The sequence below is a fragment of the Sphingomonas sp. BL2 genome, assembly GCF_056680015.1.
Genome location: NZ_JBWXPL010000002.1, coordinates 110,485 through 134,614, shown reverse-complemented (window position 1 = coordinate 134,614; position 24,130 = coordinate 110,485). Strand labels below are relative to the sequence as shown.

Sequence of the window (24,130 nt, the reverse complement as noted above, 5' to 3'; positions counted from 1 at the left end):
ATGCGTCGATCAGATGGCAATTTCGCCCTCGTCGCTCCCATCCCAGTAGCGGATCGACTTTGCATCGACACGGATCATTACGATGCCGGGGGTGTCGATGCCCTCGGGAAAGTACCGATCAAGATCCTTGGTCCAATGATCAGCGAATGCAGCCTTGTCACGGATCAGCGCAGCAGCCCCATCGACCGCTACGAACAGCGGTGGACCACCGAGCATACCCACGGCACCGGTATAGCTGAGCGTGACGTGCGGATCCGCCTGCAGGTCAGCAATTTTCCGTGAATTCTGGTAGGCAAAAAAGTAGCTGTCGCCTTGATATTCGACATCGCCGTTATTGCTCATCGGGCGGGCGGTCATCGTGCCGTTCGGCGAACGAGTGGCCATCATCGCAAAGTCTAACTTGGCCATCTTCTTGGACAGGTCATGTAGGCTCAGGTCCGCCATGGAGTTGCTCCTTCAATATGGGCGTATGAAGATCGTCCCGATGGCTGCAACGAATTGATGTCGTGTTGGCTGCTTCCGACAATGCCGCCGTCGAGTTAGCTTACAAGAACACGGCGCCTTCTTGGCGCAGCCGTTTCCCGTAGTGACTATGCACAATCCCCCGTCTCAGCGGTCACCCGTTCCCGGTCATTCGTACCAACCCGAGGAACAACGCATACAGAACCCCCGCCAACACCATGGCCGCGGGCAACGTCATGACCCAAGCCAGTGCGATATTATGCACCGTGCTTCTTTGAAGTCCTGCCCCGTCCGCCACCATCGTTCCGGCCACGCCGCTCGACAGGATATGCGTGGTCGAGACCGGCATCCCTTTGACCTGTGCGAGCAGGATCGTACTAGCCGCGACAAGTTCGGCCGCAGCCCCCATGCCATAGGTCAGATGCGCCTTGCCGATCTTCTCGCCGACGGTCACGACGATACGTTTCCAACCAATCATCGTGCCCAGACCCAGAGCCAACGCGACGGCGACCTTAACCTAGGTCGGAATGTACCGCTCCGCGACGGAAGAGCATGCCTCACGCCAGCAACATCGTTTATTGCGACGGTCCGGACAGCCCCCACGCCTTCGACATCGTTCCGCTCCAGCCACGTAAGGGGAGCCTCGATGCCATGTGCCCGGTCTGCCAAGGAAGGGCGCAGTGGAATACCGAGATTGATCTCGTTGGCTTCCGCTGCAAGCGCGCCGCCTGTGATCGTTGCCTTGGCGCTGGTTGGGTAGAAACCGGCTCTGACCCGGTAGGCCTTCCCGATATCGAGATCGCACCAGGGGGCTACCCCCGGTGGACCCTTCGCTTCGAACCTGCTGACGAATCCATTCAGATCGATCCCGAAACGCCAAGCCTATCGAAGGCCTAGGCCGTTATCGGTTTGGGTCAGGTGCCCCGAGCTTCGCAGCGATCCGCGCAACTTCCTCATCACTTGGCTCCTCCGGCAGTTCCTCGCCTGGCAAGAGCGCATCGTCAGGGATGCCTGGTGCAGTGCCGGCGATCGGCTCGTCGATGGCGCGCTCGTTGGCACCGTCCGTGATCTTCTCTCTGCTCGGCATGTCAGTCTCCTTCGTAGCGTTCAAACGCACAAGGGACGCTACGGGGCCACGTCATGCCTTCAGATGAAGGAAAACGGGTTCTTAGAGAATGATGTTTCTCAGTTCGCTACACAGCAGCGCAGCGCTGAGCGTCCGGCATTTGCGCACCTCAGGCGGCATGCTTCTTGGCGAACTCTGCGAAATACGCATGCGTAGTGGGATCCGAGATCGGCGTGATCAATGTCGCTACATCGTCTGCAACCGCGCCATCGCCACGCAAAGATTTGCCAGGCTGGTGCCCCATTGCCCAACCGGGAAAGCTGCGCCCTGAAATTGCGCGGCTGTCCAATGTCACCGCAGCGAAATGACGTCCGTCAGCCTTGATGCGATCGTACGTCAGAGTGACTGCGTCAGCTGGTCCTTCAAGCGCCTGAAGGAAGCGGCGTCCACCAACGATCAGTAAACCCGTCACCCCTACTGCGGCATTGTTGCGCCTCGAAACGCGTAAAATCGCCTCAAGCTCAACCTTGGGTAACTCCGATCGGGCGGTGCTGATGTAAATGAGACGTATCAATCCAGGGCTCCTCAGAGAGGAGGAGTAGCAAGCGAACCTAAACGCCACGTCAATATATGCGAATGGCGGCGTGCTTCGTCGGTCTCACGAACGGCCAGCTTATCCGGAAAAACTGCTGAGAAAAACGGATAGGCTGACCGCCTTGGTAGCTCAGATAATGAGCTTCGCGGTGGATCAACGTGGGAGCAAAACCGCGCCGCGGACCGACAGGTACGCAATACTGTCCATTTAGGACGCGTACGTCCTCGATAAACCGCGCGCCTTAAGTCCGACCCAGGCATGACGACCCGCCTCGATAGCCAAGAGAAACACGATGTGGGTCGGCGAGGACGCTTTGCATAGGCTCTGGCAAAGACCGAACGTCTGCGGACGACATCGGCTCACTTAAAATGGAATACGTACGGCGACAGCGGCACGGACGGTGTGGGTTTCGCTCCCCGCTGGCGTAACGTGGCATTCCTGAAACTTCCGACGCGCCTAACGCTCGGTCTCCAGGGGCGGCTCGTTACGGTGTGCCGGGTCTAGCTGCCCGACGGCGACACCCCAATTTGACGCCGCTCGGTTAGCTGTCGTGCTGGTCACGCTCCAAATCTTACCGCCATACTCTCCCGTTGCCTTCCACCGCCCAGGTTCGGCCTCTTCAACGTAAACTTCTACGTGTTGCCCCTGAACCGACACTAAGCGCTTCACCAAGCTGCTCCTTTTCCCGTCATCACTCCTACTTGCCGGTAATACACTATCCAGCTGCCCCGCCACTGGGCGTACTACCGCTCACTGGCGTCAGCGAGCCAAACCGGCGCAGTACATTATCAAATGCTCGGTTGGCGTCATAGAGGCACCGAGCGACGCTCAAGTAGAGCTATTGCCGGGACGCTCCGGCGATGAAATCAACCGCGGCCGCGACACGACGCCAGTCCTGCGGATTGGTGGTATCACGAAGAATGTCGAAGAGCCGTTCTGTGAAGTGCTCGGGCTCATCATTGCCAAACGCTGCCGCGATAGTGGACGCCTTTTCCCACACCTCGCGATCCGACATACTCGATCGGCTACACATCTATGGATACCTGGTTGACACTTGGTCGGTTCGCTCCTCGAGTTTCCGACGCCGCAGTTCATCACGTAGCGCCTCAGCCGCAAGATCGCCCACCTCGCCTTCGGTCTGCCGGTACGCGGCCAAAAGCTCATCGTCGGTTGCGCTGGCCAGAAGGCCCCCAGTCTGAGCCCTGAACGTGTCGACCTCCTCTGCCGCCACGTCCGCCGCTTCGTCGGAAGAGACCTCATTGTTTGCAATGTCAGGCGCTGGCGCTAGCACCGCGTCCTGTTTGAAGACGTCGAACGCCTCCGCTGCCTCGTTGCGTTGGACGATCAGCGAACGAAGCTGGCCAAGAAGATCGAACTGCGATGCGGTGTTTTCCATGGCCGAGCCTAAACCGGGTTCTTCGCCGCGTGCAATATGGCGTCATTGGGTTTCTACCAGTCAGAGATTGACCCGACCTACAACCGCGCCAACCGCGATCACAGAAACAATGATCGCCCACCCTGAGGGTCCCCCGGTTTCTCATCCAATCTGAAAGTGAGTTTCCGGCGTTCATTCGGCCGCTTTGATGGCCGCGGCAGCAGCATATTCGACCGGCGTCATCCAGCCAAGCGATGTGTGAGGGCGGCTCTCGTTATAGTCCCGTCGCCAGGCCTCGATCTTGGTTCGAGCGTCCGCGATGGACAGGAACCAATGTGCGTTCAGGCACTCGTCACGAAGGCGACCGTTGAACGACTCTACGAACGCATTGTCGGTTGGTTTGCCCGGTCGGCTGAAGTCCAGCGTGACGCCGTTCTCGTACGCCCAGCGGTCGAGCGCCTTCGAGATGAACTCTGGCCCATTGTCCACGCGAATGGTCTTGGGCGCGCCGCGGATCGATGAGATCCGTGTCATCGCCTCGACCACCTGCTCGCCCTTGATCCCCTGGTCGACGTCGATCGCCAGCGCTTCGCGGGTAAAGGCGTCGACGACCGTCAGCGCCCGTAATCGCCGGCCGTCGAACAGGGCATCGGAGACAAAATCCATCGACCACATCTCGTTCGCGGCCAGTGCCGCAGGTTGCCGCTCGCGGTTGGCAGCGCTGACGTTGCGCCTTGGCTTCTTGAGCCGAAGGCTCAGTCCATCATTCCGATATAGCCGATAGACGCGTTTATGGTTCACGACCCATCCTTCCCGGCGCAGCAGGATGTAGATCCGGAAATAGCCATAGCGCGTCCGCGTTGCCGCCAGATCACGGATGCGCATCACCAGCGGTGTCTGGTCCGGCTTGTGCGAGATGTAGCGCACCGACGACCGCTCGACGCCCAGCGCCGAGCAGCTGCGCCGCTCACTCACGGCATGGGACGCCTGGACGTACGCGACGAGCTCGCGTCGTCGTCCAGGCGTCAGAGCTTTTTTGAAAGGACGTCCTGCAGGATGTGCTTGTCCAGACTGAGGTCCGCAACCAACTGTTTCAGCTGCCGGTTCTCGTCCTCAAGCTGCTTCAGGCGCCTCAGCTCGCCGACGCCGAGACCGCCGTACACCTTCTTCCAACGGTAGAACGTCTGCTCCGAAATCCCCATCCGCCTGATGACTTCGGCCACCGGCGTACCGGTTTCTGCCTGCTTCAACGCGAAGGCAATCTGCTCGTCTGTGTACCTAGATTTCTTCATTTCCAGCTCCTTGCCCGAAGGCTTCTCAAGGCCGAAAAACTCTCGCTCAAAATGGACTAAAAACAGGGGGGACGTCACTTCAGCGCCACCCCGCGCGGGGTCGAAACATTGTCGTCGAGCACGTCGCCTGGTGTCGTGCTGAAACGCAGAATGGTATCGTATGTAGCAGGGCTCTCGAACAGTCCCTGCGCGAGAGATGTCGGAAGATCGGGGAGCACCTCGAACCTGGCTTTAAGATAGCCGTGAGCTTTGGCGTGTACGGCCCGGTGAGCATAACCTGTATCTGCGTGCGTCTTGCGCTGGATCGCCAGCATCGCGTCGGTAAGGCCGCGCTCCGTCTCAACCTCGTCATCCGGCACGTTTTCGAAGCTAGAATCGAAGCGAAGCGGAAAATGGGTATTGCTCATTCACTTGAAACGTTCTGGGATCGTCCCTGGACGCATAACTTCCTCATCCAACAGTGTATTTATGCTTCAGCTGGTATGCGACATTCATGGCGTGAGTACGAACCGTTCCTACATGGTGAAGGACAACAGCAGGGGACGATAAGTGGCCGGTGGATGGAGCCGAGACGGCGCGGTGCAGGACCAGATTGATGATACCATTACCGATGCCGTTCTGGCAGCCCGCGCGCAGATGCCGGCGGGTGAAAGCCGACTTATCTGCACCTTGTGTGGGGACGACATTCCCGAAGGGCGCCGACGCGCGCTACCGGGCGTACACACCTGCGTAGCCTGTCAGAGCGGTCGGGACCGTCCCGTAGCAACCGGCATGAACAGACGTGGGAGCAAGGACAGCCAACTTAAATAATCCAAACATGTCGCTTGACTGCGCCCTATTAAAAACTGGGTCGCGTTGACGAGGTCAGACTCCTCCGAGAACGTAAGCGAAGCTTTGTGAGCCGGCCCCCTTAGCTGGCACGCGTCGATGGTAGCGACGGCTGCACGACCCATCTGAGCGCTTTAGCTAAGCATCTGTTTCGGCTACGAATGCCGCGCGAGGCAGGCGCCCGTCCGGAGAGATGTAGATGGCTAATATGGATCACTTGCTGGGCGTGCCGCTAACGCGGCGCACCGCACTGGGTGGCACTGCTGCGTTTACCGCATCTACGCTTATTTCCGAGGGCGATCCTGCAGTCGCTGCGCCAGCGGCCAAGCCTGTGGGCGTCCGATTGGCGATCCGGACGACGGTCAACGGCAAGGCGGTACCGGTAGAGATCGATGTGCGGACATCGCTGCTCGATCTCCTGCGTGAGCAACTGCACCTGACTGGCGCCAAGAAAGGCTGCGACCACGGCCAATGCGGCGCGTGTACCGTCCACGTCGACGGTCGGCGTGTGGCATCCTGCCTCACGCTCGCAGCCAAGGTCGATGGACGCGCCGTGACAACAATCGAAGGGCTTGCCGATGGCGAAACGCTGCATCCGATGCAGCAGGCCTTCATCGATCACGACGCGCTGCAATGCGGCTATTGCACACCGGGACAGATCATGGCGGCAGTGGCGTGCGTGCGCGAAGGCAACGCCACATCAAAGGACCGCATTCGCCAATATATGAGCGGCAACATCTGCCGCTGCGGCGCCTATGTCGGCATTGTCGCGGCGATCGAGCAGGTTGCGGGAAGGGAGAAAGCCTGATGCGTCCCTTCACCTATGCACGACCCGAAAGCGCCGTAGCGGCAGTCCAGGCCTTCACAGCCGCAGGAGCCGGTGCGCGCTACATCGCAGGCGGCACCTCGCTCTATGACCTGATGAAGCTCGACATCGAGAAGCCTCAGCACCTGATTGACGTCACCACGATCCGAGGGCTCGATGGAATTGAGACGAACGGCGAGCGGCTACGCTTCGAGGCACTCGCACCGATGAGCGCGGTCGCGACCGACAAGGTCGTCCTGCGCGATTATCCCGTCCTTGCCGAGGCATTGTGGAAGGCTGCCTCGCAGCAGTTGCGCAACATGGCGACGGTCGGTGGTAACCTGCTCCAGCAGACCCGCTGTCTCTATTTCCGAAACGGTGCGGGCGGAACGTCGGTTGGCAACACCTACCCTTGCAACAAGCGAGAGCCGGGCTCGGGTTGCGCGGCGATCGGCGGGCTTGACCGCGGTCAGGCCGTGCTGGGCCAGAGTTCGTCATGCACCGCCGTCTCGCCTGGCGACTGGCCCGTCGCGCTCGTCGCGCTCGACGCCTATGTCGAAGTGCTGGGCGCCAGCGGTAGCCGCGCGATCCCGATTGCCGAACTCTATCGCCTACCGGGCAGCACGCCGAACCTGGAGTTCACGCTGCAGCCAGGCGAGATGATCACGGCGATCGTCGTGCCAAAGACGAAGGCAGGCCGGCATTCGACGTATCACAAGATCCGTGACCGGGAGAGCTACGCCTTCGCGCTCGCCTCGGCAGCGGTCGCATTGGACATGGATGGTGACACCGTGACACGCGCCCGGATCGCACTTGGCGGCGTGGCGACCAAACCATGGCGGGCGACCGCGGCAGAGGCGCTGCTGACTGGCAAGCCCCTGACCCCGGCGACCGCACTGGCGGCAGGCCACGCTGCGTTTGCCGATGCCAAAGCTGGCAAGCAGAACGGCTTCAAGATCGAACTCGGCGCGCGGACCGTTGCCGATGCCCTGACTATCGCCGCAGCGAGGAACCGGTCATGACCGCCCCCTTCCCCAACCGTCCCCGTGCCGATGCCCGTGAGAAGGTGATGGGCGCTGCGCGCTATGGAGCCGACCATCAGGTCGCTGGGCTGCTGTACGCCATGCAGGTCCCGGCAACCATTGCGAAGGGGCGGATTGCCGCGCTGTCGGTCGATGCAGCGATGCAGGTGCCGGGCGTTGTTCGCGTGCTGACCGCGACCGACTTTCTGCCGCCCCCTCCTGCGACCCCTGGCGCACCGCCCCCGCCTGCGACGCTCACGGCCGACATTGCCTATCGCGGCCAGCCGGTCGCACTTGTCGTTGCCGAGACGCTCGAGGCCGCGATCGAGGGTGCCGAAGCTATCCGTCCGACCTACACAGTCGCATCCGCGTTCACCTCGCTCATCGAGCAGCCGGGGATGGTGCGCGAAGCCGTCAAACCGGTGACAGCGGGCGATGCGACGCAGGCGATGGCGCGCGCGGTAACCCGGCACAAGGCGGACTATGTCTCACCGCCACAGCACCATAACCCGATCGAGATGCTGTCGACGACGGCTGTATGGGAGAACGGGCAACTCACCATCTACGAAAGCACGCAGAGCAGCAGCAACACTAAGGGTGCCGTAATGCGCAACATGCGCCTTACGCCCGAGCAGGTGACGGTAAAGAGCCCACAAATCGGCGGGGGCTTCGGCCAGCGTGGTGGGGCACAGCGCCAGACCGCCCTTGTCGCCCGCGCCGCGATGCTGCTCGGCCGACCGGTCAAACTTGTCCTGCCGCGCGGGCAGATTTTCCATAACGCGACCTTCCGGCCAAAGAACCGTCACCGGATCGAGATCGGTGCGGATGCCAGCGGCAAAATGATCGCGGTGCGCTACGATGCCGATCAGCAGCAATCACGCGAAGGCCAGTTTCCGCCTGACTACCATGAGTCCGTGCCCATGCTGTACGGTATCGAGAATTATCACGGGACCGCCGCCAATCTGCGGATCGATACGCAGGCGCCAGGTTATATGCGGTCGCCGACGCCGCATCCATCGTGCTTCGCCTTCGAAAGCGCGGTGGACGAACTTGCCCTCAAGCTCGGCGTCGATCCGGTCGCCTTCCGACTGCGCCACCGCGCCACGACCGATCCGATCCACGGCCAGAAACTCTCGTCCTGCTATCTATCGGAATGCCTGACGGAGGGCGCCCGTCGTTTTGGGTGGGAACGGCGTAGTCTCCAGCCGGGATCGATGACGCTGCCCGACGGCACGCAGGTCGGCTGGGGCGTGGCATCGGGCGCCTATCCGGGCTCCGCCCATCCCAACATCGTCACTCTACGCGTGAACGCAGACGGCACGACGCGGTTTGCGGCTGCAGGGCATGAGATGGGCCAGGGCATCCGCTCGACCATCGAACAGGTTCTCGTACGCGAACTGGCGATCGATCCTTTGAAACTGGAGATCGCGATCGGCGACACCAGCGTAGCGCCACAGCATACGACGGCGGGATCCTGGGGCACTGCAAGCGTCGTGCCGGCAGCGGCAGAGGCGGCTGCCAAGTTGAACGCTGCCATGGCCGAATTGTTGGCGGGGCGTCAGGTGGCGGGCAATCTTCACCGACAGCTCGCGACCGTGCGACGTCCCTCGCTTCAGGTTGAGGTCGAGCATGTTGCGGTCGACCAGGGTCCGAAGGATCTGGCGACACTTCGCAAGGGCGGCATGGCGTTGGTCGGGCCGGATTACTCGACCTTCACGACCTACAGCTACATTGCCCACTTCGTTGAAGTTCATGTCGAACCCGGTACGCGCCGCGTCCGCGTGCCACGCGTCGTCAGCATTGCCGATTGCGGGCGGGTGATCTCGCCGCGCACGGCCGAGAGTCAGGTTCGGGGCGGCGTGATCTGGGGCATTGGTGCGGCGCTCCGCGAAGCGACCGAAGTCGATCCGCGCTATGGTGGGTGGCTCAACAACGATCTTGCCGACTATGTCGTGCCTGTGAATGCCGACATCGGGTCGATAGACGTCGGCTTTATCGATCGACCGGATCCTCTGATCAATGCCCTTGGCGCAAAGGGGCTTGGCGAAGTTGCCATGACGGGCTGTGCCGGCGCCATTGCCAATGCCATTCACCATGCGACGGGCAAGCGGCTGCGCGAGATGCCGTTCAGGATCGAAGATCTTCTGTAATCGAACCGAGGCGAAAGACCGCGACTGGGACGGGAAATCACATGCCTCCGACGTGCCGAGCTATATCAAAAGGCCTCTTGAAGCATCGGACCTTGTTGGATGTACGTACTTCCTCTCGCTGCGGCAGCAGCCATGATGCAATCGCCGGTTCCCACCACCGCGGTTAGGCCCGGCACGATAGCGATCGTGGCTGCTGATAGTTCGACTACGTCTCCCGCTATCACAAGAACGTTCACAGACGCCGTTCAGCGAACCCTTCTTCGAACACCATTCCTGCCCCTGCCCGACCCGAACCACAGCCTTTACGTCGCCAAGGTTGAGGTATCGCAGACACAGCGCGGTGTCGTCAGGTCCGGCAACGATCGATCGGATCGGCCGGGCATGGCGGCGGGGCTTGGCGGCCTGTCGCTGACTTTGCCTTCGGGGAAGGATCAATTGCGTGGACTGATCGTAACCCGTCTCCAGGTGACGGTATCGCTGCGCCGCGACAATCACGTCGTGTGGACGGGGCAGGCGACCACGGTGCGCGCTAGTGGCACCCGAACAGGCGATCCCTCAGTTGTCGCTACGGCGCTGTCGGACGCTCTCCTGACGTGGTTCCCTCGGCAGCTGCCGGGACCGCTGTCTGTCCCGTAAGACTCACCGGGTAACGCGATTATCAGGCTCTGATCTTCGACAACACGCGCGCCGCAACATTGCTCCTGGCGGCAAGCTTCCGCCCATAGCGCAGTGCCGTCGATGGCGACGACCAACGCAGCGCCTGGGCAATGCCAACGCCGTCCTCCCCGGCTGCGAACAGATCCTGCGTCAGCCCTACCCGCAGCGAGTGGCTTGATAGCGCCCTAGCAGCCTCCTCGACCTTCGCGATCGGCATCTCGACCAGCCCCTGATCGAACGCACTCAGCGCCACGCGCCGGTAAATTCCGTTGACGCCCTGGCGGCTCAGTGAGGCAGTCCCAACGGTGTAGACCGTCCGCGCCGGTTCGGCCTTCTTGCCCTTGAGCTTCTCCTGCCAGTGCCGCGTGTGCCCCGGGATTGCCTCGTACGCCATCGGTGGAACCGCGGTCCGCAGACGGCGCCGATCGACTCCGACACGGCGGAAGACCGGCCCCTCGGTGATGGCGCTCGCTACCAGCCAGGCGCCAACGCGGCGCATCGTGTCCGCGGACAGCCAGCCCCACGCCCCCTGCCCTTCCTGATCGGTCTTGGACGAGGGGATGAACAGGAGCGCAGAACCATCGCTGTGCGGATCGATATGCGCGACGGTGACGGCGACGAGCTCGCTGACGCGCAGTCCAGCGTCATAGCCCAGTGATAGCAGCGCGGCATCACGCAGCCCCTGCAGATCGCCGCCACAGGCGCCGAGCAGCGCGGTCAGCGTGAACCCCTTGGTATGTGGATCTAGCGAGGCCCCGAAGCGCAACGGGGCCGCCTGGCGTTGGGCCGCGCCACGACGCCGGCGCAGGCCCTTGAGCGCAGCGCGGACCATCACGTGGCTCGTCGGCGCGTGCCCCCTCTCCTGCAGGCCTGACAGGCCGTGTGCGGTGGCGAGACTGGCAACCCGCCGGGCGACCGTCGCGGGCTTGGCGCCCTTCGCCTCGAGCATGGCGATGTAGCGGACCAGGTTTTCGGGCTCTGCGGGCAGCGGGGCGACACGGATGTCCTCACACCAACGCAGATAGCAGGCAAGGTCCGACGCCAGTGCTGCCTTGCTCGCCGCGGCCATCGCGCCGAGCTGCGCGGCGAAGCCGATCTCGCTGACAGGGCCGGCATCGGCGGACAGCGCAAGGCCCAGCAACCGGGTAACGCGGGCATCGATCGGCTCGACCAACCCACGTCGTGCCCGGACCGGCAGCCCCTCCCCGTCGGTGCGGTGGACGACGATCTCGCTCATGCGGCTGCCCGCTGGTCTGATTTACCCTGCATTCCGCCTCCGTAGCACATCGCAGTAGTTACCATAATGTCCGATTATGGTAAGTGCGTTATAAATCTCTAGAGCAATGCCTAGTAATCTTCAATCTGCTAGGTTACCTCAAGATTATGGTGCGTCATGATCTTGTTCCCTTGGCTCACGCACTGGGGTGCCTGATCGGCGCAACACGGTTTGCCACTGCCGAACGCAACCAGATCAGCGGTCTTGCGACTGTTGCTGAGGCATGGCGCGCGTACCGGCGCGATGCCGGCGTCGGCGATGTCGGTCTTGCCCATCAGGAAAGCATCGACGCCGACACGCTTCTCCTCACTGACGACCTCCGTCGTGACGCTGTACTCTTATGGCTTGCTGATCATGGCGTGCCCGCGATCGCAGCGCCTGCCGCGATGCTGGCACGCGTGGTCGATGCGACCCGACGTTTTGGGCCTGATCAGTTGGCACTCCTCGACGCAGCCAATGCCGCCTTGCTCGCAGCGCCGACAACTGGCCCGCTTGCTATAGCTCTCGGTCTCGCTGGGCTTGCTGCCGATCACCCTTTGCAGCATATCGCGCCGGCCGTTGGCGCTATCGATGTACTGTTCGACGATCCCGATTTTGCCCAGCAGCACAGCCATGACGCTATGCTGGACCTGCCGGATGGACCGCTGCACCGCCATGTTGCAGCACCACCTTCAGGGTGTTGGGCACTCAACCTAGCGTTGCTGGGCCAAAACACGGGCGTCATGCCTGGACTTGCGGGGCAGCTTCCGCGGACCGTCTTTCGCCTCAATTTGACGCTTCAGGAGCGCGCGGAGGCACTTGTCCAACATTGCGAACATATCGCTCGCGGTGCCTTTGACTACCTTGAACAGAGCAACCGCCGCTGCGTTCGCGGTATTGAAACGCTTACCGGCCTCTCCCGCAACGCACGCACGCGCGACGCGTGGGCGCTCATCGTTGCAATCGGCCCGCTGCGGCGGATACAGCTTGCACGGGCGCTAGGTCTGTCTCGAGCCGGGGCCGATATCCAGGCGCATGCGCTCGCCCGTGCCGGTCTTGTTACCCTCGCAGCAGGCGGTCGTATTCAACCGACGCAACGTCAGCTTTTGTTCGAGCAACCCGCTATCCTGGACGACGGGCCGCTGGCCCTTGCCACGGCCGACCTTGATGCAAGCATGGCTGATATCGATCGGTTACTGGAACGTTCGAGGGATCTTTGATCGTCGCGCGTTTCGATTACCTGTTCAGCCTTTGGCTACCCGTTGCAAACGGTCAGATCTACGGTAGCTCAGATAAATAATCATCTCCCCATCTCGGGCATTCCGCTTCCGCCCAATAGCCGACATTCATCAACTAGAGGATGGGCAAGCTATCTTCGCAAGCTATCAGGGCCTCGTGCGCGAGCTTGTCGAGACACTCATCATCTGACGGCTCAGTCCAAAGCCGTAGGACATCCACTAAGGCGGGATCGGCAACTAATGCGGCGGCCTCGAACAGGGGCATACCTGCCCATTCACCAGATAACGCCTTTAGAACGAGCGGTAGCGCCAGCCCTCGGTCACGCTGCGCGATACCGACCAGCGCCTCTGCTCGTACGACGCCGTTTTCATCGTTGGCGGCCGATAGGAGTGCGTCCCGTATCTCTGGCGTATCGGCTTCCTCCGCTGCAAGAAGCATGGTCGCCCAATCGCGGTTGGAGACGTCGTCGTCCCGCGTCATCGCGATAAGCTGTCGCATGTTTGCCTCAGCGAAGTTCGAGCCTGAAAGCGGCACTTCCTCGGCGGCGACTGCCCTTAGAAAGTCAGAAGCAGGCTCGTAACGCTTGGTCATCGACCTAGCGTACCACCAGCGACGAACGGCAGCTAACCATTCCGCTTCCGCCCACTTTCGGACATTCGTCGGCAAGCTAGCCAGCTCGGGATGAATGGCGCATCCCGTGTTACGGTACGCTTTTCGCGAGCACACCCAATATCGTAGTGACTCCTATCCCCGAGCCCGGTACAGTTTGTTTCGTTCGGGTTAGGTTTGAAAGGATGGTTCCTTGGAAGCGCAGCGGGTCAAGATCGTCGAAGGCGGAAAGCTTGTGATACCTGCTATGATGCGCAGAGAACTAGGGATCGGCCCTGGTGATACCGTCATGGTCGATATCGACAATGGTGAATTACGGGTGCGGTCAGTTTCGAAAGCCCTTGAACGCGCCCGTGCCATTCTGCGTCGTTACGTTCCTGAGGGCACGAGCTTGGCTGACGAGTTGATTGCGGACCGACGTGCTGAGGCGGAGCATGAGTAACAAAATCGTACTCGATGCGTCGGCTCTGCTTTGTCTACTTAATGATGAGCCAGGAGCCGATCGGGTCGCCGAGGTACTGACACGATCACTGATTGGCGCAGCAAACCTCGCCGAGGTCGTGTCGAAGCTGCGCGAACGCGGCCTGTCATTGATTGAAGTCAGGGAAGCCCTTGGTGGGCTACATCTAGACGTCCGTCCATTATCGACGGTTCAGGCAATGATGATCGGCGACCTACGACCCGCCACCCGGCCGCTTGGGCTCTCTTTAGGAGATCGGGCGTGCTTGGCGCTAGCGATAGAACTGGGAGCAGAGATTTACACGACAGACGTCGCCCTGACGAAGGCGGACGTCGCTATTACCGCGACTAATGTTCGAGCCTAGATGCGGCGGGAGAAGTCCGGGTCGGCCTCCTGGTCATCCGCAAGGCGCTCCAGGGCCGTCGCGGTCTCCAGTAGCGCCTGCTGCATCGAAGCGCCCTCAAAGGTCTCGGCAAGTTCCCGGTATTCGGTAGCCTCGGCCCGAAGCTGTCCGACAGTCTTAGTCATCAACCTATGATAACGATGCGGGGGGCGGCGTGAAAGGCCGTAGAGGGCGCGTGGTCTTAGTGCAAAAATCAGCTTTCGTTAGTACATTGGAGTGGTCGACTCGGTCCACTGATCGCCGCTAGCTCACTAGATGACTAATGAACGCAAAGAGACCGTTGACTATCTGAAGGCCCAGCTAGCCGAGCTGCGAGACCTTGCCGACCGACTCGACCTTCCCCTCGTCGCCATCTGGCTGTGCTCGGCGATCGAAGCGATACCCCAGGGGCGTTAGGTCTCGGCCAGTGGGTTTGGTCCCTCGCCGTCCCGCGAATGTCTGGCGTGTACCAGGATGACAACACACTCGGCTTAATGTTGGCGGCGGGGGCACGGGGCGACCCAATGGGGCGCAAATGGTTCCACTGAGATGGCCGACGAGAATAATGCGACAGAAGCGTAGAAAAACGCTCCCGCCCCCGCCGAAAGCGTTCATCCATTTGCCAAACCGTCTGCCGCGTCAAACTCCCAAATACGGCAGGTCGGCGGCATTAGGTTGGATCGGGGGATCTTCGTCGGAAACGCCCGTTAGTAACGGCAATCGCCGTTTCGCCAGGCGCGCAAAGCATGCATTCCATGCGCCTGTTGCGCTTCTGTTGCGCTTCGGCTTGTCCTCTTTCGGAAAGTCTATGCCGACAATGAAGGTGGTGAGTTCGTCTATATCCGCAACATAGCCTTGCAGATGGGGACTTGGAAGGTAGAGACGCGCATGAGCAGAGTGAGCGATGAGTTGCGGGCGCGTGGCTTCGGATCGGGCTGAAGCGGAAGCGACCACCCTCGTGAATAAGAAGGCCGTTTTGTTGGCATCTGCCATGGCTTGATCAACTTGCGGCGCAAGCCGAGCGGGCCGAGGCTTTCACCAAGAAACGCTCCGGATGATTGGTTATCCCTGCGCCCAGAGGAACAGCGTCGCGCTTCCATTGAAGCTGGGCTGGAAGATCGTCGGTACCTGCTCCAAGATCGCGTCCGATATGCTTTTGCCAGCGTCGGTGACGCGATCCCAATTTGGCGGCCGCGTGATTATCTTTAACGATGATGTCCATCAACGGGAATCCGCTGTAAGTTTTGGGTCTGGTTAGAACCAGAGCGAATGCTATTTATTCCGGCCGAATCGGGTGTATCGGAGGAAGCATGAGCGGGATGGTTGTCGTCGTTGTGACTGGAGTAGCGAGCTTGAGCGTTGCAGGGCTAACCGCCAACCGGTTTCTTCAGCAGAACAGGCAGCGTGCCCGTCGGCGGGCCAGGCGTCGTCAACATGACGCGGAAGCATTAGCGAACTGGAAGGCTTTGCAAGATCGACAAAGCCGGCGCAATTAGCGGCGTTTCTCACGGCTGTCGTGGTTATGCGTCTTCCATTCCCGTGACCGTATGGGTCACAATGGTGCTGATAATTGATGAAGGTGGCGGACAAGACGCCTTAACCTAAGCAATTGACCTAAGGCTGTCGCTCGTGCGTTGTTTCGATTGTCGCGGCGGGCTTCCTCTTTCGTGCTCGTCACACACGTTCGTCGCGGCATCGTTTCATTTCGAGACTAGTTATTTGTTGATTACGGTAATGGCCAATGTCATCACTTGATCATCGCAGCGGGTTGAGCCTCCCCAAGACGCCTCCCCGCTGCGGTGCTTCCGGTTTTTAAAACTTATGGTCGGCGCTCGGTGCGATTCTAGATTGCTCCACGCCACCGGATAGCTGTAACTTCCTGTATGAGGACCATTTTAGCGCTCGCTGCGGCTTTCTTTCTGTGGAGTTTCGCTGCCGGTCCTGCGCAGGCCGCAGTGACGATCACGTTCTGGAGCCACGAGCTTGGCAACAGCTTCCCCCACGCGTTCTTCACGTTGCGGGGGATACCGGATGCAGGCGGTGCGCCGGTCGATACGAATGTCGGGTTCACTGCTAAATCGGTCTCGCCAGCGCTTTTGATGGGGCCCGTTGCGGGAAAGCTCGACATAGCCAAGCCGGGCTATGTCGCGGGGAGCGATGCGCAATTCTCAGTAATCATGAGCGATGTACAGTATGAAGCGGTGCTGCGGTTGGTCGACGCGTGGAGCGAGGGGAAGCCCGACAGCGTGTATCGCCTAGCAGACCACAACTGTGTGACCTTCGTAAAGGAAGCCGCGCGGATCGTTGGGCTTACTGGGCTCGATCAGCCGAAGTTGATGAAAAAGCCCAGATCGTATCTGAAGGCTGTGCAAGTTGAGAATGCCGGTCGCGTTACGCTGCTTGGGCTCCACGGAAAAGCTTATCTTGCCAGCCTTGCTCCCGTCACGCTGACTTCCAAAATGCTCAGATGAACTACCGACGCGGTTGCTGAGCAGCTTAACCATTCCCATAATTTGCCGGCCAAGGTCGTCCTCCGGCCTCGGCCGGTCCGCCTCGTGTTCTCTTGGCTATCGAGACGGGTCGTCATTCGTGAACTCGGCGATCACTGTCGCGTTTCTATACTGCCAGGTAGCTCCGGAAAGTGACTGGCCGGCCCGCTCACTGGTGCACCGTGAGCGGGCCGTTACGGGCGGACGGAACTTCGTACTGCCGGTGCGTTATGGTCACGCCGGGTTTGCTTGGCAGTGGCCCGGTCGGCCCGCCTCGCGCTCATCACGTTAGGGGCGGGCCGTTATCATGATGAAACCGTAGCGCTTGTGAGTTCGTATCTGGATCGCCGGGACGTATCCTCCCAAATGCGCGTTACGGCCGGCTCGCCCTTCTTGACCTTTGGGCGGGCCGTTTTTTTAACGGGGCGTTACTCAGGTTCGAAACGCGTTCCGGCTTGACCCTTGAGCAACGCTCGCAACTGCTTTTTCAGCGCTAAGCTGCTCAAATGCGATCTAACGTGATCAAATCCTTCGCGAGACAACTGCGTCCGAATGTCAGTTATCGTCCGCGCCTTACCGCCTCGCGCGATCTCGAAAGCCCGTTCTATGATCGCCATGCCTGGTATTACCACGAGTAACGCGGGATGAAGACTGTTTCCTTGTAATAAATACATGTTAGTTTTAGGGCCCGTTTTGGGAAGTGTCGCGTTAAAATTACATGACAACGGACCTATTACGCGCCGCCTACGACGCGGGTCTGAAAAGCGGTCTCGAAAAGGGCTTACCAAGCGCCTGCCCGTTCGCGATCCATGAAGCTATGGATCTGCGGTTTGCTTGGCTAAGCGGATTTAGCGTTGGCAAGATCGTTCGGACGGGCAAAAGCCATTCGTCTTAGGCGTTCCTGCATCGCTGCTGCCAAGGCATCCCGCCACGGATCGCCCACTTCTGCTCGGCTGGCCCGATAGGACGCGCGCAAAACCTTATCTGACATCTGAGCGATACGGTCTCGAAGCTCCCGCGCGCTTGCTTCGTGTTCGTGGTCCTGCATCTTTTCCTCGTTACCCACCAAGCGAAGATGACGTGGCGTGGCCGTCCTTTTCGAATCCACGCTTTCTCGGGATCGCCAAACACATCGAACAAAGCTTCGAACACCATCGAGCTCACGATATGCGCTTTTCCGCGTCTTCGGGGGTCTGCGCACTGTTCGAAAAAGTGTTCGTGTTGCAGCGCTGCGCGGTACAGGCTTGAAAACTTGGGTTCAGTCATGGCCACCCCGGAATGCCGTCGCGGGATTATTTCGCAAGCCCGAGGGCTAATCAAGAAAAACGCGCAAGTAAACTCTTTATCTCCCCATTCCGCTTCCACTCAATCCATGACGTTCAGATCGGATTAGGCGCGCCTCGATAGCGGACGTTATGGGCGCATAACTCGGGCACTGTCGCTAATTCCCTCCTTCGCTGCATAACGAATGCGGCCCTTGCACATCGGTGCAGCATCCATGATCGTCCGCACAGCTTCCCCGCGATTGCACGCAGCAGTTGGGGCAATATCGAGAACGGCTTGAGGTTCGGGGTTTATGCCACTCATGACCGACATGTAGTTCCGCAGGGTGGCGTCCGAGATGACCACCTTGTTCCAGAGCATTGATCCGTCGGAGGCGACGTATATCGGCTGCATCGTCCTCAAGTGACCGATGCCATCCTCCACCCGTCCCCAATGCTCGCGAGGGGCGGAACAGATTGAGGCATAATTGTCTTGTGCACGACTACATCCGATCGTGAGGGGGCTGGCGAGTGCAGCACGACATCTGGATAAATCCTCATCGCCGGCTGGTGCCGGTTTGGCACCGGACGGCAATGGCGCCTTATCGCCTATCTGTTCCTAAAGTCGCCGTTCGGCTTTCGGGGCATACGGCCAATATGTCGACTATTCGACATGTCAGAAAGTCGACGTGAAGCGCTCTGGTTTCGTAGGCCTCGCAGGTTTGTGGAAAACACTGCAGTCGTGCCGAATGTCAGGGAGCGGCACCACGTTCAATCTCATGATCGCGCATCACTGAGAATTGTGTGACCGCCAAACCCTTTTAGCTTGCCCGCGTCGCCGGGGTTTGGCATCGGAGATCTACCCGAGAGGGGGCGATTAGCTCAGTTGGTAGAGCGTCTCGTTTACACCGAGAATGTCGGCGGTTCGAGCCCGTCATCGCCCACCACCCATCCCCGGCAATAACAATACGTTAGCGACCGTGTCGCGGTGGCTTTCGTGGATTTGGACACGACCCCGGCATCCTTGCTACTCTGAAGCTTGGTGCGTTTGGTTTCGAAGGGCGCGTGGATCGTCATCTTTGCAGTCTCTAGGTCGCAAGTCCGAGTGCTTTGACATATGCCCGATCGTCGGTTGCCTGACTTTGTGGCCTAGCGGATGCCGGTGGTCTTTCGATCACGGCGGTGGTCGGGCTAGCGGGCCCAGGCGACGAACCGGCTAGTATCTCTTGCCAGTTCATGAGCTCCTGATTTTCTGCACGGGTCACCAGATCCAGAGCGCCAAGACGTGCGAGCAACTGCAGTTCGAGGAACGTCAGGGTAGCGCCGGTGCCGTTCTTCAGTGCGCGCCGATATTTGTGCGCTATCGTTGAGGCGGTTGCCTGGCTGGGCACCGCACCGACGGACGCTTGCGCCGCGCCGACCTCCGAGCTTGCTAGTTCTTGTGTTGATCCTGTTTTCATACTGCCCCCTGCACTCTGTGCCTCCGCAGGTGCCCCTTTTTACGGGACACGGCACAAAGGTGAAGTTTACGTATTTTGCCGCGGCGCTTCAGCAAGGGCATCGGCGAACGGCTTGTCGACAAAGGTGAAGTTACGTCGTTTCGAGCAGCAGTTGGACGGATGCCGGATGCGCACCCGTTACTGTGTCGGTAAAGGTTGTTCGAACGTTGCGGTCGCAAACGCTTGCTCGATGTTCGCATGCAGATGTGGCACGCGGAACGGGCGTTCAGCATCACGCGACACCTGCCATTTCGCGTCACTCATGCACTTCGAGCCCCAGACGAGCAACACATTGGGAGATACGCTAGCGGCGTCGCCCGGACCCGCCACCAGCATACGTATAGCGTTCCCCTGACCGTCACTTGTGACGTGCCTATATCCAAGCCGTTACGTGTTTCGTCGATCAAGCAAAACTAAAGTCGCTTACCACGTAGACGTGTCGACATGTCGAGTTACCTTCGTAACTGCTTGTTAAAGAAGGCGTTTGAACATGGTCGAAAATGTACGATACGCATCCCCGCCGTTCTGAGAGGCGGTGCGAGCGCAGCCTTTATGGTGGAACTTGAACAACGTGCGGGCCATCCAGCGGGTCGTTGAGTTGAAGCGTTCGCTCGATTTTCTGCCGACGATGGCGCTCGATATCCTTGCCGAGCCGATGGTCGAGTTTCAACGACGAAGGCGCCTAGCCCGACGACATGCCGGAACGTGCTCCGCAGCTATGCCCCCCACAATTGCCGATGCAAAACGAGCATCCTACACATGCTTCCCCGACGACGTTCCCAATCAGGAAATCAACCGCTCTTGATGGCAAAGAGATCATACTATTTGGATATGATCCATACCGGGGTGAAAAAAGTACTACATCCCAAACAGGTGCTAAAGAGCTGTAAGAGCTTGCCAGATACCAGTCGGCTACCTAGACGCGTCTCCAGAAATGGAGATTTTCTATGTCCGACACTACCATCGACCTAAACCCCGTTGAGCTCGCCACCGAATTGACAATAGCCTGGTTAGCCAACCCCAACACGCGCACCAATGCTGACGACGTTCCGGCCTTCCTGAACAAAATGTACGAAACTGTTTCGGTGCTGGTAGGCGGTAATGCTACGGCTGCTGAGCCCGAGGCACCTGTTCAGGAATACACGCCGGCAGTGACGGCGCGTAAGTCGCTTGCCAGCCCCGACCACATCATCAGCATGATCGATGGCAAGCCATACAAGACGCTGCGTCGTCATCTCGCCACTAATGGCATGACGCCGGCGGAATATCGCGAGCGGTATGGCCTGAAGGCGGATTATCCCATGGTCGCTCCTACCTATTCAGAAGCACGTCGTACGATGGCCAAGAGCATTGGCCTGGGTCGAAAGCCTGGCCAGACGAATGCCGCTAAGGCCGATATCAAGCCCACTCCGGCTCCGCGCAAGCGCAAGGCCGAAGACGCAGCAGCGGAATAATCCAGGGGCCTGGCGTGCTGGGAAACAGGACGCCAGGTACTCTAAGGCATTGCTGCGTTCAGTCTGTACCCCCCACCCGAATGAGGACGTTGAGGTCGGCGAACCGAACTCCCGATGATAGCCGTTCGGTAAGCGCCATCGTTCCGTTTCGCCGGCCCCGACAGGCGATTTCGGGTAGGTCGGCAACACGGCATCAGCTAAGACGACAAATTTGGATTTTGGTCAGAAATGGTACCATTTTATCGGGTTTGTTAACCTCAGTCGGCTTTTAAGACCGTGGCTGGCGATCGCGCCGGCTCCGGGAGGAATTAATGAAGATCGTTGCCATGGGCGTCGCTGTTACGGCGGCTTTCGTATCTACGTCGGCTTATGCTCAGGATATTGTTCAGACCTTTAATGGGCCACGCATCGAGTTGCGCGCCGGTTGGGACAACCCCGATATTCGCGCCACTATTCAGGATAACCGTAATCGCGTCAGCCGGTCTGCGGACAAGAGCGGCGTCACCTATGGCGGCGAGGTTGGCTACGATTACAGTCCCGACAACAAAATTGTTATCGGCGCTTATGCGGGGCTTGAAGGCTCGACAACCAAAGCATGTGGCGAACTGTACGGCGAAGATCGGCTATGCGTTCGTGCCGGTCGGAATATAGTGGCTGGTGCACGCGTCGGCGCAGTACTGGATGACAAGTTCCTCATCTACGGTAAAGGCGGATATTCCAACGGCCGTGTAACGGTTGACTACCAAGATAACGAGCTGATCTTGGCTGATGAAAACTTTGGTCACAACTTCGATGGCTTCCATGTAGGCGCTGGCATCGAAGCCGCAGTTGGCAGCGGCGTTTATGGTCGGCTCGAGTATATTTACACCAAATACGGTCGCATTTCGGCCGAGACCGACGCGTTGAGCGCCAGCCTAAAGCCGAGCCGGCAGCAGGTCGTTTATGCAATGGGCGTCCGTTTCTAAGACGAGAGTGGGTGGATAGCGTTGAGATCTTCGACGCCATCCACCTTCAATGTTTTCGGTCTACCGGCAGGGTGAGAATGACTGATAGCCCCGGGCTGTCTTCACGATTAGCAAGCCGAACTGTCCCCTCGCCAAGCGCCATCGCCTTTGTAGCAATCGAAAGCCCCAGACCGCTGCCTGAAGATGTCGAACGCCCCCGTTCGAACCGCTGAAGTAAGCGGTCATGATCGAGCATTTCAATCCCGGGACCGCGATCACTTATCGTAATAGTAAGGTCTTCCATGCTCGGCACTATCGCGACTTCGATAGTGCCACCGTTGTACGCGTGGTTGATCGCGTTATCGATCACCGCTGACAATGCCATCGTCAGCGCCTCCGGGTCACATCGCCAGCGCACGACATGATCCGGAATAACAGTAAATTCCATAGCAAGATTCGGAACGTTCATGATTGCGTCGGCGACCACGTTGGCGACAACCGCATGAACATCCACTGACCGACTCGCGAAAGTGGTAGCGTTGAGACGAGCAAGCGTTAGCATGCCTGTGATCAAACAGTTTGCCCGGTCGACGCTGTTAACGAGGCGATCTGTATCATCTTTAAGTGATTCAGGCACCGATCTGTTTAGCAATTGCACCTGTGCTCGGATAGAAGACAGTGGAGTGCGCAGCTCATGAGCTACGTCATCTGTGACCGACTGCTCCTGTTCATAGGCATTGCCAAGCCGAACGAAAAGTTTGTTCAGCGCAATGATCAGCGGCTCCAGGTCGAGCGACCATTCCGATGGCTCCAGCAGGGTCAAATCCGTCAGGTTTCGTCGGTATATCGTTGAGATAAGGCGATTTACCTCAGACAGACTTGTGCGCAGCGTCCTCCATAGCATCAGCATTCCCGCCGCGATCAACAGGCCAAGCGGTAGTGCCAGCCTTCGGAGCACGGGAATGATAGAAAATTCGCCGAGAGGGTTACGCTCGGCGACGACGATCAGCAGCCTTCCATCATGCGCAGACAGACCATAGCTACGCCAGCTGTCCCCCATTGCGCTGAAGTCGCGCAACCCTGGCTGGCGGGGGATCGATTGGATTGGCGCACCCCAACCAGACCGAGCAATTGGACGCCCATCCCAAAGGACGGTAAACATGCACCAGTCGTAAGTCGCCTGAAAGGCGGACTTTTCCTGCGGAGACAACGGCCCATCCAAACCTTGTGACGATGTAGTATTGTGAGTGCCAAGCACCTGGGCTGGGAGGTCTTTCTCCATCATCATATAAAGTAGTAACGAGGCGTTCACAAGTTGTGCGTCAGCGGTTTTGGCGACCTCGTGTCTTGCTGCTGTGTAAAGAATCAGCCCCATCGCTAAACCGGTTAAGGCGATCAAAAGAAGTATGCGTCTGTAAAGGCGCGTTGATAAGGTCGATCTTGTCATCCCTTTTCGCCGACCATGTAACCGAGCCCACGTGCCGTTCGGATAAAATCGCGCCCAAGTTTTCTACGCAGTGATGAAATCGCGACCTCTACTGTATTAGACTCGGCGCCATGATCGTGATCGTATAACTCTCCTTCGAGGTCGCCTGTCGTTACGAAACGCCGGCTACGTCGAACCAGTAGCGCCAGGACCCGAAACTCTTTTGCCGTCAGCGCGACCGCTTCACCATTTTTTGTGACAACCCGTCCAACCAGATCAACCTGTACATCTCCCGCGCTGAGTTGCTCACTATGCCGTTGGTCTTTTCGGCGTAGCTGTACCCGGATGCGGGCCGCCAACTCCGCCAGGTCTACCGGCTTCACGACATAGTCATCCGCGCCAGCGTCCAGTCCGGCAATTCGGTGTCGGGTACGGTCAAGCGCTGTGATAATGATTACTGGCGTCGTATCCTTGCCAGACCTCAACTGCCTTAGAACCTCGATCCCTGACAGATACGGTAGGCCGACATCCAGCAATAGGGCATCGTAATCGCTGGCGCGCATGGCGGCGAGCACCTCGTCGCCCCGGGCTACCAGATCGACCACGTAACCCTCCTGCTCCAGGGCAAGTCTCATAACATGACCAAGATCGATGTCGTCTTCTGCAACGAGCAGACGAGGCAAGGCGGGACTCCGGATATTTCGTAGGTGACAACGAAATAGATCCGCTGCGGAGCGCCGTCAAATATACGGGCAGCTTGGCGCATCGTCAGTTTCGCGTCAGCTAAGTCATTTAGATTGTTTGGTTCGATTCGCAGCTGACCCTGCCAAGCGACACCAATTCCGGTGCCAACCGAACG

Annotated in this window: 24 protein-coding genes, 1 tRNA gene and 1 pseudogene; 11 read left to right on the top strand and 15 right to left on the bottom strand. The window is 59.4% G+C overall.

The annotated features are described in order from the left end of the window. Positions 1 to 9: 9 nt before the first annotated feature. The 8 genes and pseudogenes from AC1ME3_RS19165 to AC1ME3_RS19130 form a co-directional block, all read right to left on the bottom strand. Positions 10 to 444: a pyridoxamine 5'-phosphate oxidase family protein gene (locus tag AC1ME3_RS19165; RefSeq protein ID WP_480956009.1), complete on the bottom strand. Its 435-nt coding sequence runs from the start codon at positions 442 to 444 to the stop codon at positions 10 to 12. Positions 445 to 616: 172 nt separating this feature from the next. Beyond that, a pseudogene (locus tag AC1ME3_RS19160) lies at positions 617 to 997 on the bottom strand (inorganic phosphate transporter); the annotation flags it as partial. A gap of 366 nt (positions 998 to 1,363) precedes the next feature. Further along, the gene (locus tag AC1ME3_RS19155) at positions 1,364 to 1,549 is read right to left on the bottom strand and encodes a hypothetical protein (protein ID WP_480956008.1); all 186 of its coding nucleotides are present in this window, start codon (positions 1,547 to 1,549) and stop codon (positions 1,364 to 1,366) included. Between the two features lie 148 nt (positions 1,550 to 1,697). Beyond that, positions 1,698 to 2,102 (bottom strand): BLUF domain-containing protein, encoded by a 405-nt coding sequence (locus AC1ME3_RS19150; RefSeq protein ID WP_480956007.1) that lies wholly within the window; start codon positions 2,100 to 2,102, stop codon positions 1,698 to 1,700. 859 nt (positions 2,103 to 2,961) lie between these two features. Beyond that, positions 2,962 to 3,138: a hypothetical protein gene (locus tag AC1ME3_RS19145; RefSeq protein ID WP_480956006.1), complete on the bottom strand. Its 177-nt coding sequence runs from the start codon at positions 3,136 to 3,138 to the stop codon at positions 2,962 to 2,964. Between the two features lie 18 nt (positions 3,139 to 3,156). After that, a complete protein-coding gene (locus AC1ME3_RS19140) occupies positions 3,157 to 3,519 on the bottom strand; it encodes a hypothetical protein (RefSeq protein WP_480956005.1) in 363 nt (120 codons plus the stop codon). 171 nt (positions 3,520 to 3,690) lie between these two features. Then, positions 3,691 to 4,790 (bottom strand): IS3 family transposase gene (locus AC1ME3_RS19135; protein ID WP_480955804.1). Its coding sequence is split into 2 segments (ribosomal slippage): positions 3,691 to 4,538 and positions 4,538 to 4,790, totalling 1,101 coding nucleotides; the frame shifts between segments, so codons are not numbered across the junction. A 74-nt stretch (positions 4,791 to 4,864) separates the two neighbouring features. Then, positions 4,865 to 5,197, bottom strand: a complete 333-nt coding sequence (locus AC1ME3_RS19130) for a hypothetical protein (protein ID WP_480956004.1) — start codon at positions 5,195 to 5,197, stop codon at positions 4,865 to 4,867. Positions 5,198 to 5,339: 142 nt separating this feature from the next. On the opposite strand from AC1ME3_RS19130, the gene AC1ME3_RS19125 reads away from it, so the two are divergent. The 4 genes from AC1ME3_RS19125 to AC1ME3_RS19110 all read left to right on the top strand — a co-directional run bounded on the left by AC1ME3_RS19125 (position 5,340) and on the right by AC1ME3_RS19110 (position 9,595). After that, positions 5,340 to 5,600, top strand: coding sequence for a DksA/TraR family C4-type zinc finger protein (locus AC1ME3_RS19125; RefSeq protein WP_480956003.1), 261 nt, complete (start codon positions 5,340 to 5,342; stop codon positions 5,598 to 5,600). Between the two features lie 217 nt (positions 5,601 to 5,817). Beyond that, positions 5,818 to 6,426 carry a (2Fe-2S)-binding protein gene (locus AC1ME3_RS19120; RefSeq protein WP_480956002.1) on the top strand — a complete coding sequence of 203 codons (609 nt, stop codon included), beginning with the start codon at positions 5,818 to 5,820 and terminating at the stop codon, positions 6,424 to 6,426. After that, a complete protein-coding gene (locus tag AC1ME3_RS19115) occupies positions 6,426 to 7,445 on the top strand; it encodes an FAD binding domain-containing protein (protein WP_480956001.1) in 1,020 nt (339 codons plus the stop codon). The genes AC1ME3_RS19120 and AC1ME3_RS19115 overlap by 1 nt, the downstream gene beginning before the upstream one ends. After that, the gene (locus tag AC1ME3_RS19110; RefSeq protein WP_480956000.1) at positions 7,442 to 9,595 is read left to right on the top strand and encodes a xanthine dehydrogenase family protein molybdopterin-binding subunit; all 2,154 of its coding nucleotides are present in this window, start codon (positions 7,442 to 7,444) and stop codon (positions 9,593 to 9,595) included. The genes AC1ME3_RS19115 and AC1ME3_RS19110 overlap by 4 nt, the downstream gene beginning before the upstream one ends. Before the next feature lie 658 nt (positions 9,596 to 10,253). On the opposite strand, the gene AC1ME3_RS19105 is transcribed toward AC1ME3_RS19110, so the two are convergent. Beyond that, positions 10,254 to 11,489, bottom strand: a complete 1,236-nt coding sequence (locus tag AC1ME3_RS19105) for an integrase (protein WP_480955999.1) — start codon at positions 11,487 to 11,489, stop codon at positions 10,254 to 10,256. 83 nt (positions 11,490 to 11,572) lie between these two features. Between AC1ME3_RS19105 and AC1ME3_RS19100 the strand changes: the two genes are divergently transcribed. After that, the gene (locus tag AC1ME3_RS19100) at positions 11,573 to 12,727 is read left to right on the top strand and encodes a hypothetical protein (protein WP_480955998.1); all 1,155 of its coding nucleotides are present in this window, start codon (positions 11,573 to 11,575) and stop codon (positions 12,725 to 12,727) included. Positions 12,728 to 12,860: 133 nt separating this feature from the next. Here the strand turns inward: AC1ME3_RS19100 and AC1ME3_RS19095 are convergent, their stop codons facing one another. Beyond that, positions 12,861 to 13,337: a lyase gene (locus AC1ME3_RS19095; RefSeq protein WP_480955997.1), complete on the bottom strand. Its 477-nt coding sequence runs from the start codon at positions 13,335 to 13,337 to the stop codon at positions 12,861 to 12,863. Positions 13,338 to 13,548: 211 nt separating this feature from the next. Between AC1ME3_RS19095 and AC1ME3_RS19090 the strand changes: the two genes are divergently transcribed. Both AC1ME3_RS19090 and AC1ME3_RS19085 read left to right on the top strand, forming a co-directional pair. Beyond that, the gene (locus AC1ME3_RS19090; RefSeq protein ID WP_480955996.1) at positions 13,549 to 13,797 is read left to right on the top strand and encodes an AbrB/MazE/SpoVT family DNA-binding domain-containing protein; all 249 of its coding nucleotides are present in this window, start codon (positions 13,549 to 13,551) and stop codon (positions 13,795 to 13,797) included. Next, the gene (locus AC1ME3_RS19085) at positions 13,790 to 14,179 is read left to right on the top strand and encodes a type II toxin-antitoxin system VapC family toxin (RefSeq protein ID WP_480955995.1); all 390 of its coding nucleotides are present in this window, start codon (positions 13,790 to 13,792) and stop codon (positions 14,177 to 14,179) included. Before AC1ME3_RS19090 ends, AC1ME3_RS19085 begins: the two co-directional genes overlap by 8 nt. On the opposite strand, the gene AC1ME3_RS19080 is transcribed toward AC1ME3_RS19085, so the two are convergent. The 3 genes from AC1ME3_RS19080 to AC1ME3_RS19070 all read right to left on the bottom strand — a co-directional run bounded on the left by AC1ME3_RS19080 (position 14,176) and on the right by AC1ME3_RS19070 (position 15,419). Further along, complete coding sequence (locus AC1ME3_RS19080) at positions 14,176 to 14,343, bottom strand: hypothetical protein (protein WP_480955994.1); 168 nt, start codon at positions 14,341 to 14,343, stop codon at positions 14,176 to 14,178. The genes AC1ME3_RS19085 and AC1ME3_RS19080 overlap by 4 nt on opposite strands. Positions 14,344 to 14,836: 493 nt before the next feature. Beyond that, a complete protein-coding gene (locus AC1ME3_RS19075) occupies positions 14,837 to 15,190 on the bottom strand; it encodes a hypothetical protein (RefSeq protein ID WP_480955993.1) in 354 nt (117 codons plus the stop codon). 7 nt (positions 15,191 to 15,197) lie between these two features. After that, positions 15,198 to 15,419 (bottom strand): hypothetical protein, encoded by a 222-nt coding sequence (locus tag AC1ME3_RS19070; RefSeq protein WP_480955992.1) that lies wholly within the window; start codon positions 15,417 to 15,419, stop codon positions 15,198 to 15,200. A gap of 733 nt (positions 15,420 to 16,152) precedes the next feature. Between AC1ME3_RS19070 and AC1ME3_RS19065 the strand changes: the two genes are divergently transcribed. The 4 genes from AC1ME3_RS19065 to AC1ME3_RS19050 all read left to right on the top strand — a co-directional run bounded on the left by AC1ME3_RS19065 (position 16,153) and on the right by AC1ME3_RS19050 (position 21,866). Then, positions 16,153 to 16,668, top strand: a complete 516-nt coding sequence (locus AC1ME3_RS19065; RefSeq protein WP_480955991.1) for a hypothetical protein — start codon at positions 16,153 to 16,155, stop codon at positions 16,666 to 16,668. Between the two features lie 2,151 nt (positions 16,669 to 18,819). Beyond that, positions 18,820 to 18,895: transfer RNA gene (locus AC1ME3_RS19060), tRNA-Val, on the top strand. Positions 18,896 to 20,394: 1,499 nt separating this feature from the next. After that, positions 20,395 to 20,901, top strand: coding sequence for a Ros/MucR family transcriptional regulator (locus tag AC1ME3_RS19055; protein WP_480955990.1), 507 nt, complete (start codon positions 20,395 to 20,397; stop codon positions 20,899 to 20,901). A 311-nt stretch (positions 20,902 to 21,212) separates the two neighbouring features. Beyond that, on the top strand, positions 21,213 to 21,866 hold the full coding sequence (locus AC1ME3_RS19050; protein ID WP_480955989.1) for an outer membrane protein: 654 nt from the start codon (positions 21,213 to 21,215) through the stop codon (positions 21,864 to 21,866). Positions 21,867 to 21,912: 46 nt separating this feature from the next. Here AC1ME3_RS19050 and AC1ME3_RS19045 read toward each other — a convergent pair whose 3' ends face one another. Together AC1ME3_RS19045 and AC1ME3_RS19040 are read right to left on the bottom strand one after the other, a co-directional pair. Beyond that, complete coding sequence (locus tag AC1ME3_RS19045; RefSeq protein ID WP_480955988.1) at positions 21,913 to 23,292, bottom strand: sensor histidine kinase; 1,380 nt, start codon at positions 23,290 to 23,292, stop codon at positions 21,913 to 21,915. Continuing rightward, positions 23,289 to 23,954, bottom strand: coding sequence for a response regulator transcription factor (locus AC1ME3_RS19040; RefSeq protein ID WP_480955987.1), 666 nt, complete (start codon positions 23,952 to 23,954; stop codon positions 23,289 to 23,291). Before AC1ME3_RS19040 ends, AC1ME3_RS19045 begins: the two co-directional genes overlap by 4 nt. Between the last annotated feature and the right edge of the window lie 176 nt (positions 23,955 to 24,130).

Coding starts and splice junctions, on each gene's coding strand:
- AC1ME3_RS19165 (WP_480956009.1), bottom strand. CDS start 444: ATGGCGGACCTGAGCCTACATGACCTGTCCAAGAAGATGGCCAAGTTA.
- AC1ME3_RS19155 (WP_480956008.1), bottom strand. CDS start 1,549: ATGCCGAGCAGAGAGAAGATCACGGACGGTGCCAACGAGCGCGCCATC.
- AC1ME3_RS19145 (WP_480956006.1), bottom strand. CDS start 3,138: ATGTCGGATCGCGAGGTGTGGGAAAAGGCGTCCACTATCGCGGCAGCG.
- AC1ME3_RS19140 (WP_480956005.1), bottom strand. CDS start 3,519: ATGGAAAACACCGCATCGCAGTTCGATCTTCTTGGCCAGCTTCGTTCG.
- AC1ME3_RS19130 (WP_480956004.1), bottom strand. CDS start 5,197: ATGAGCAATACCCATTTTCCGCTTCGCTTCGATTCTAGCTTCGAAAAC.
- AC1ME3_RS19120 (WP_480956002.1), top strand. CDS start 5,818: ATGGCTAATATGGATCACTTGCTGGGCGTGCCGCTAACGCGGCGCACC.
- AC1ME3_RS19115 (WP_480956001.1), top strand. CDS start 6,426: ATGCGTCCCTTCACCTATGCACGACCCGAAAGCGCCGTAGCGGCAGTC.
- AC1ME3_RS19110 (WP_480956000.1), top strand. CDS start 7,442: ATGACCGCCCCCTTCCCCAACCGTCCCCGTGCCGATGCCCGTGAGAAG.
- AC1ME3_RS19105 (WP_480955999.1), bottom strand. CDS start 11,489: ATGAGCGAGATCGTCGTCCACCGCACCGACGGGGAGGGGCTGCCGGTC.
- AC1ME3_RS19095 (WP_480955997.1), bottom strand. CDS start 13,337: ATGACCAAGCGTTACGAGCCTGCTTCTGACTTTCTAAGGGCAGTCGCC.
- AC1ME3_RS19085 (WP_480955995.1), top strand. CDS start 13,790: ATGAGTAACAAAATCGTACTCGATGCGTCGGCTCTGCTTTGTCTACTT.
- AC1ME3_RS19080 (WP_480955994.1), bottom strand. CDS start 14,343: ATGACTAAGACTGTCGGACAGCTTCGGGCCGAGGCTACCGAATACCGG.
- AC1ME3_RS19075 (WP_480955993.1), bottom strand. CDS start 15,190: ATGGCAGATGCCAACAAAACGGCCTTCTTATTCACGAGGGTGGTCGCT.
- AC1ME3_RS19070 (WP_480955992.1), bottom strand. CDS start 15,419: ATGGACATCATCGTTAAAGATAATCACGCGGCCGCCAAATTGGGATCG.
- AC1ME3_RS19055 (WP_480955990.1), top strand. CDS start 20,395: ATGTCCGACACTACCATCGACCTAAACCCCGTTGAGCTCGCCACCGAA.
- AC1ME3_RS19050 (WP_480955989.1), top strand. CDS start 21,213: ATGAAGATCGTTGCCATGGGCGTCGCTGTTACGGCGGCTTTCGTATCT.
- AC1ME3_RS19045 (WP_480955988.1), bottom strand. CDS start 23,292: ATGACAAGATCGACCTTATCAACGCGCCTTTACAGACGCATACTTCTT.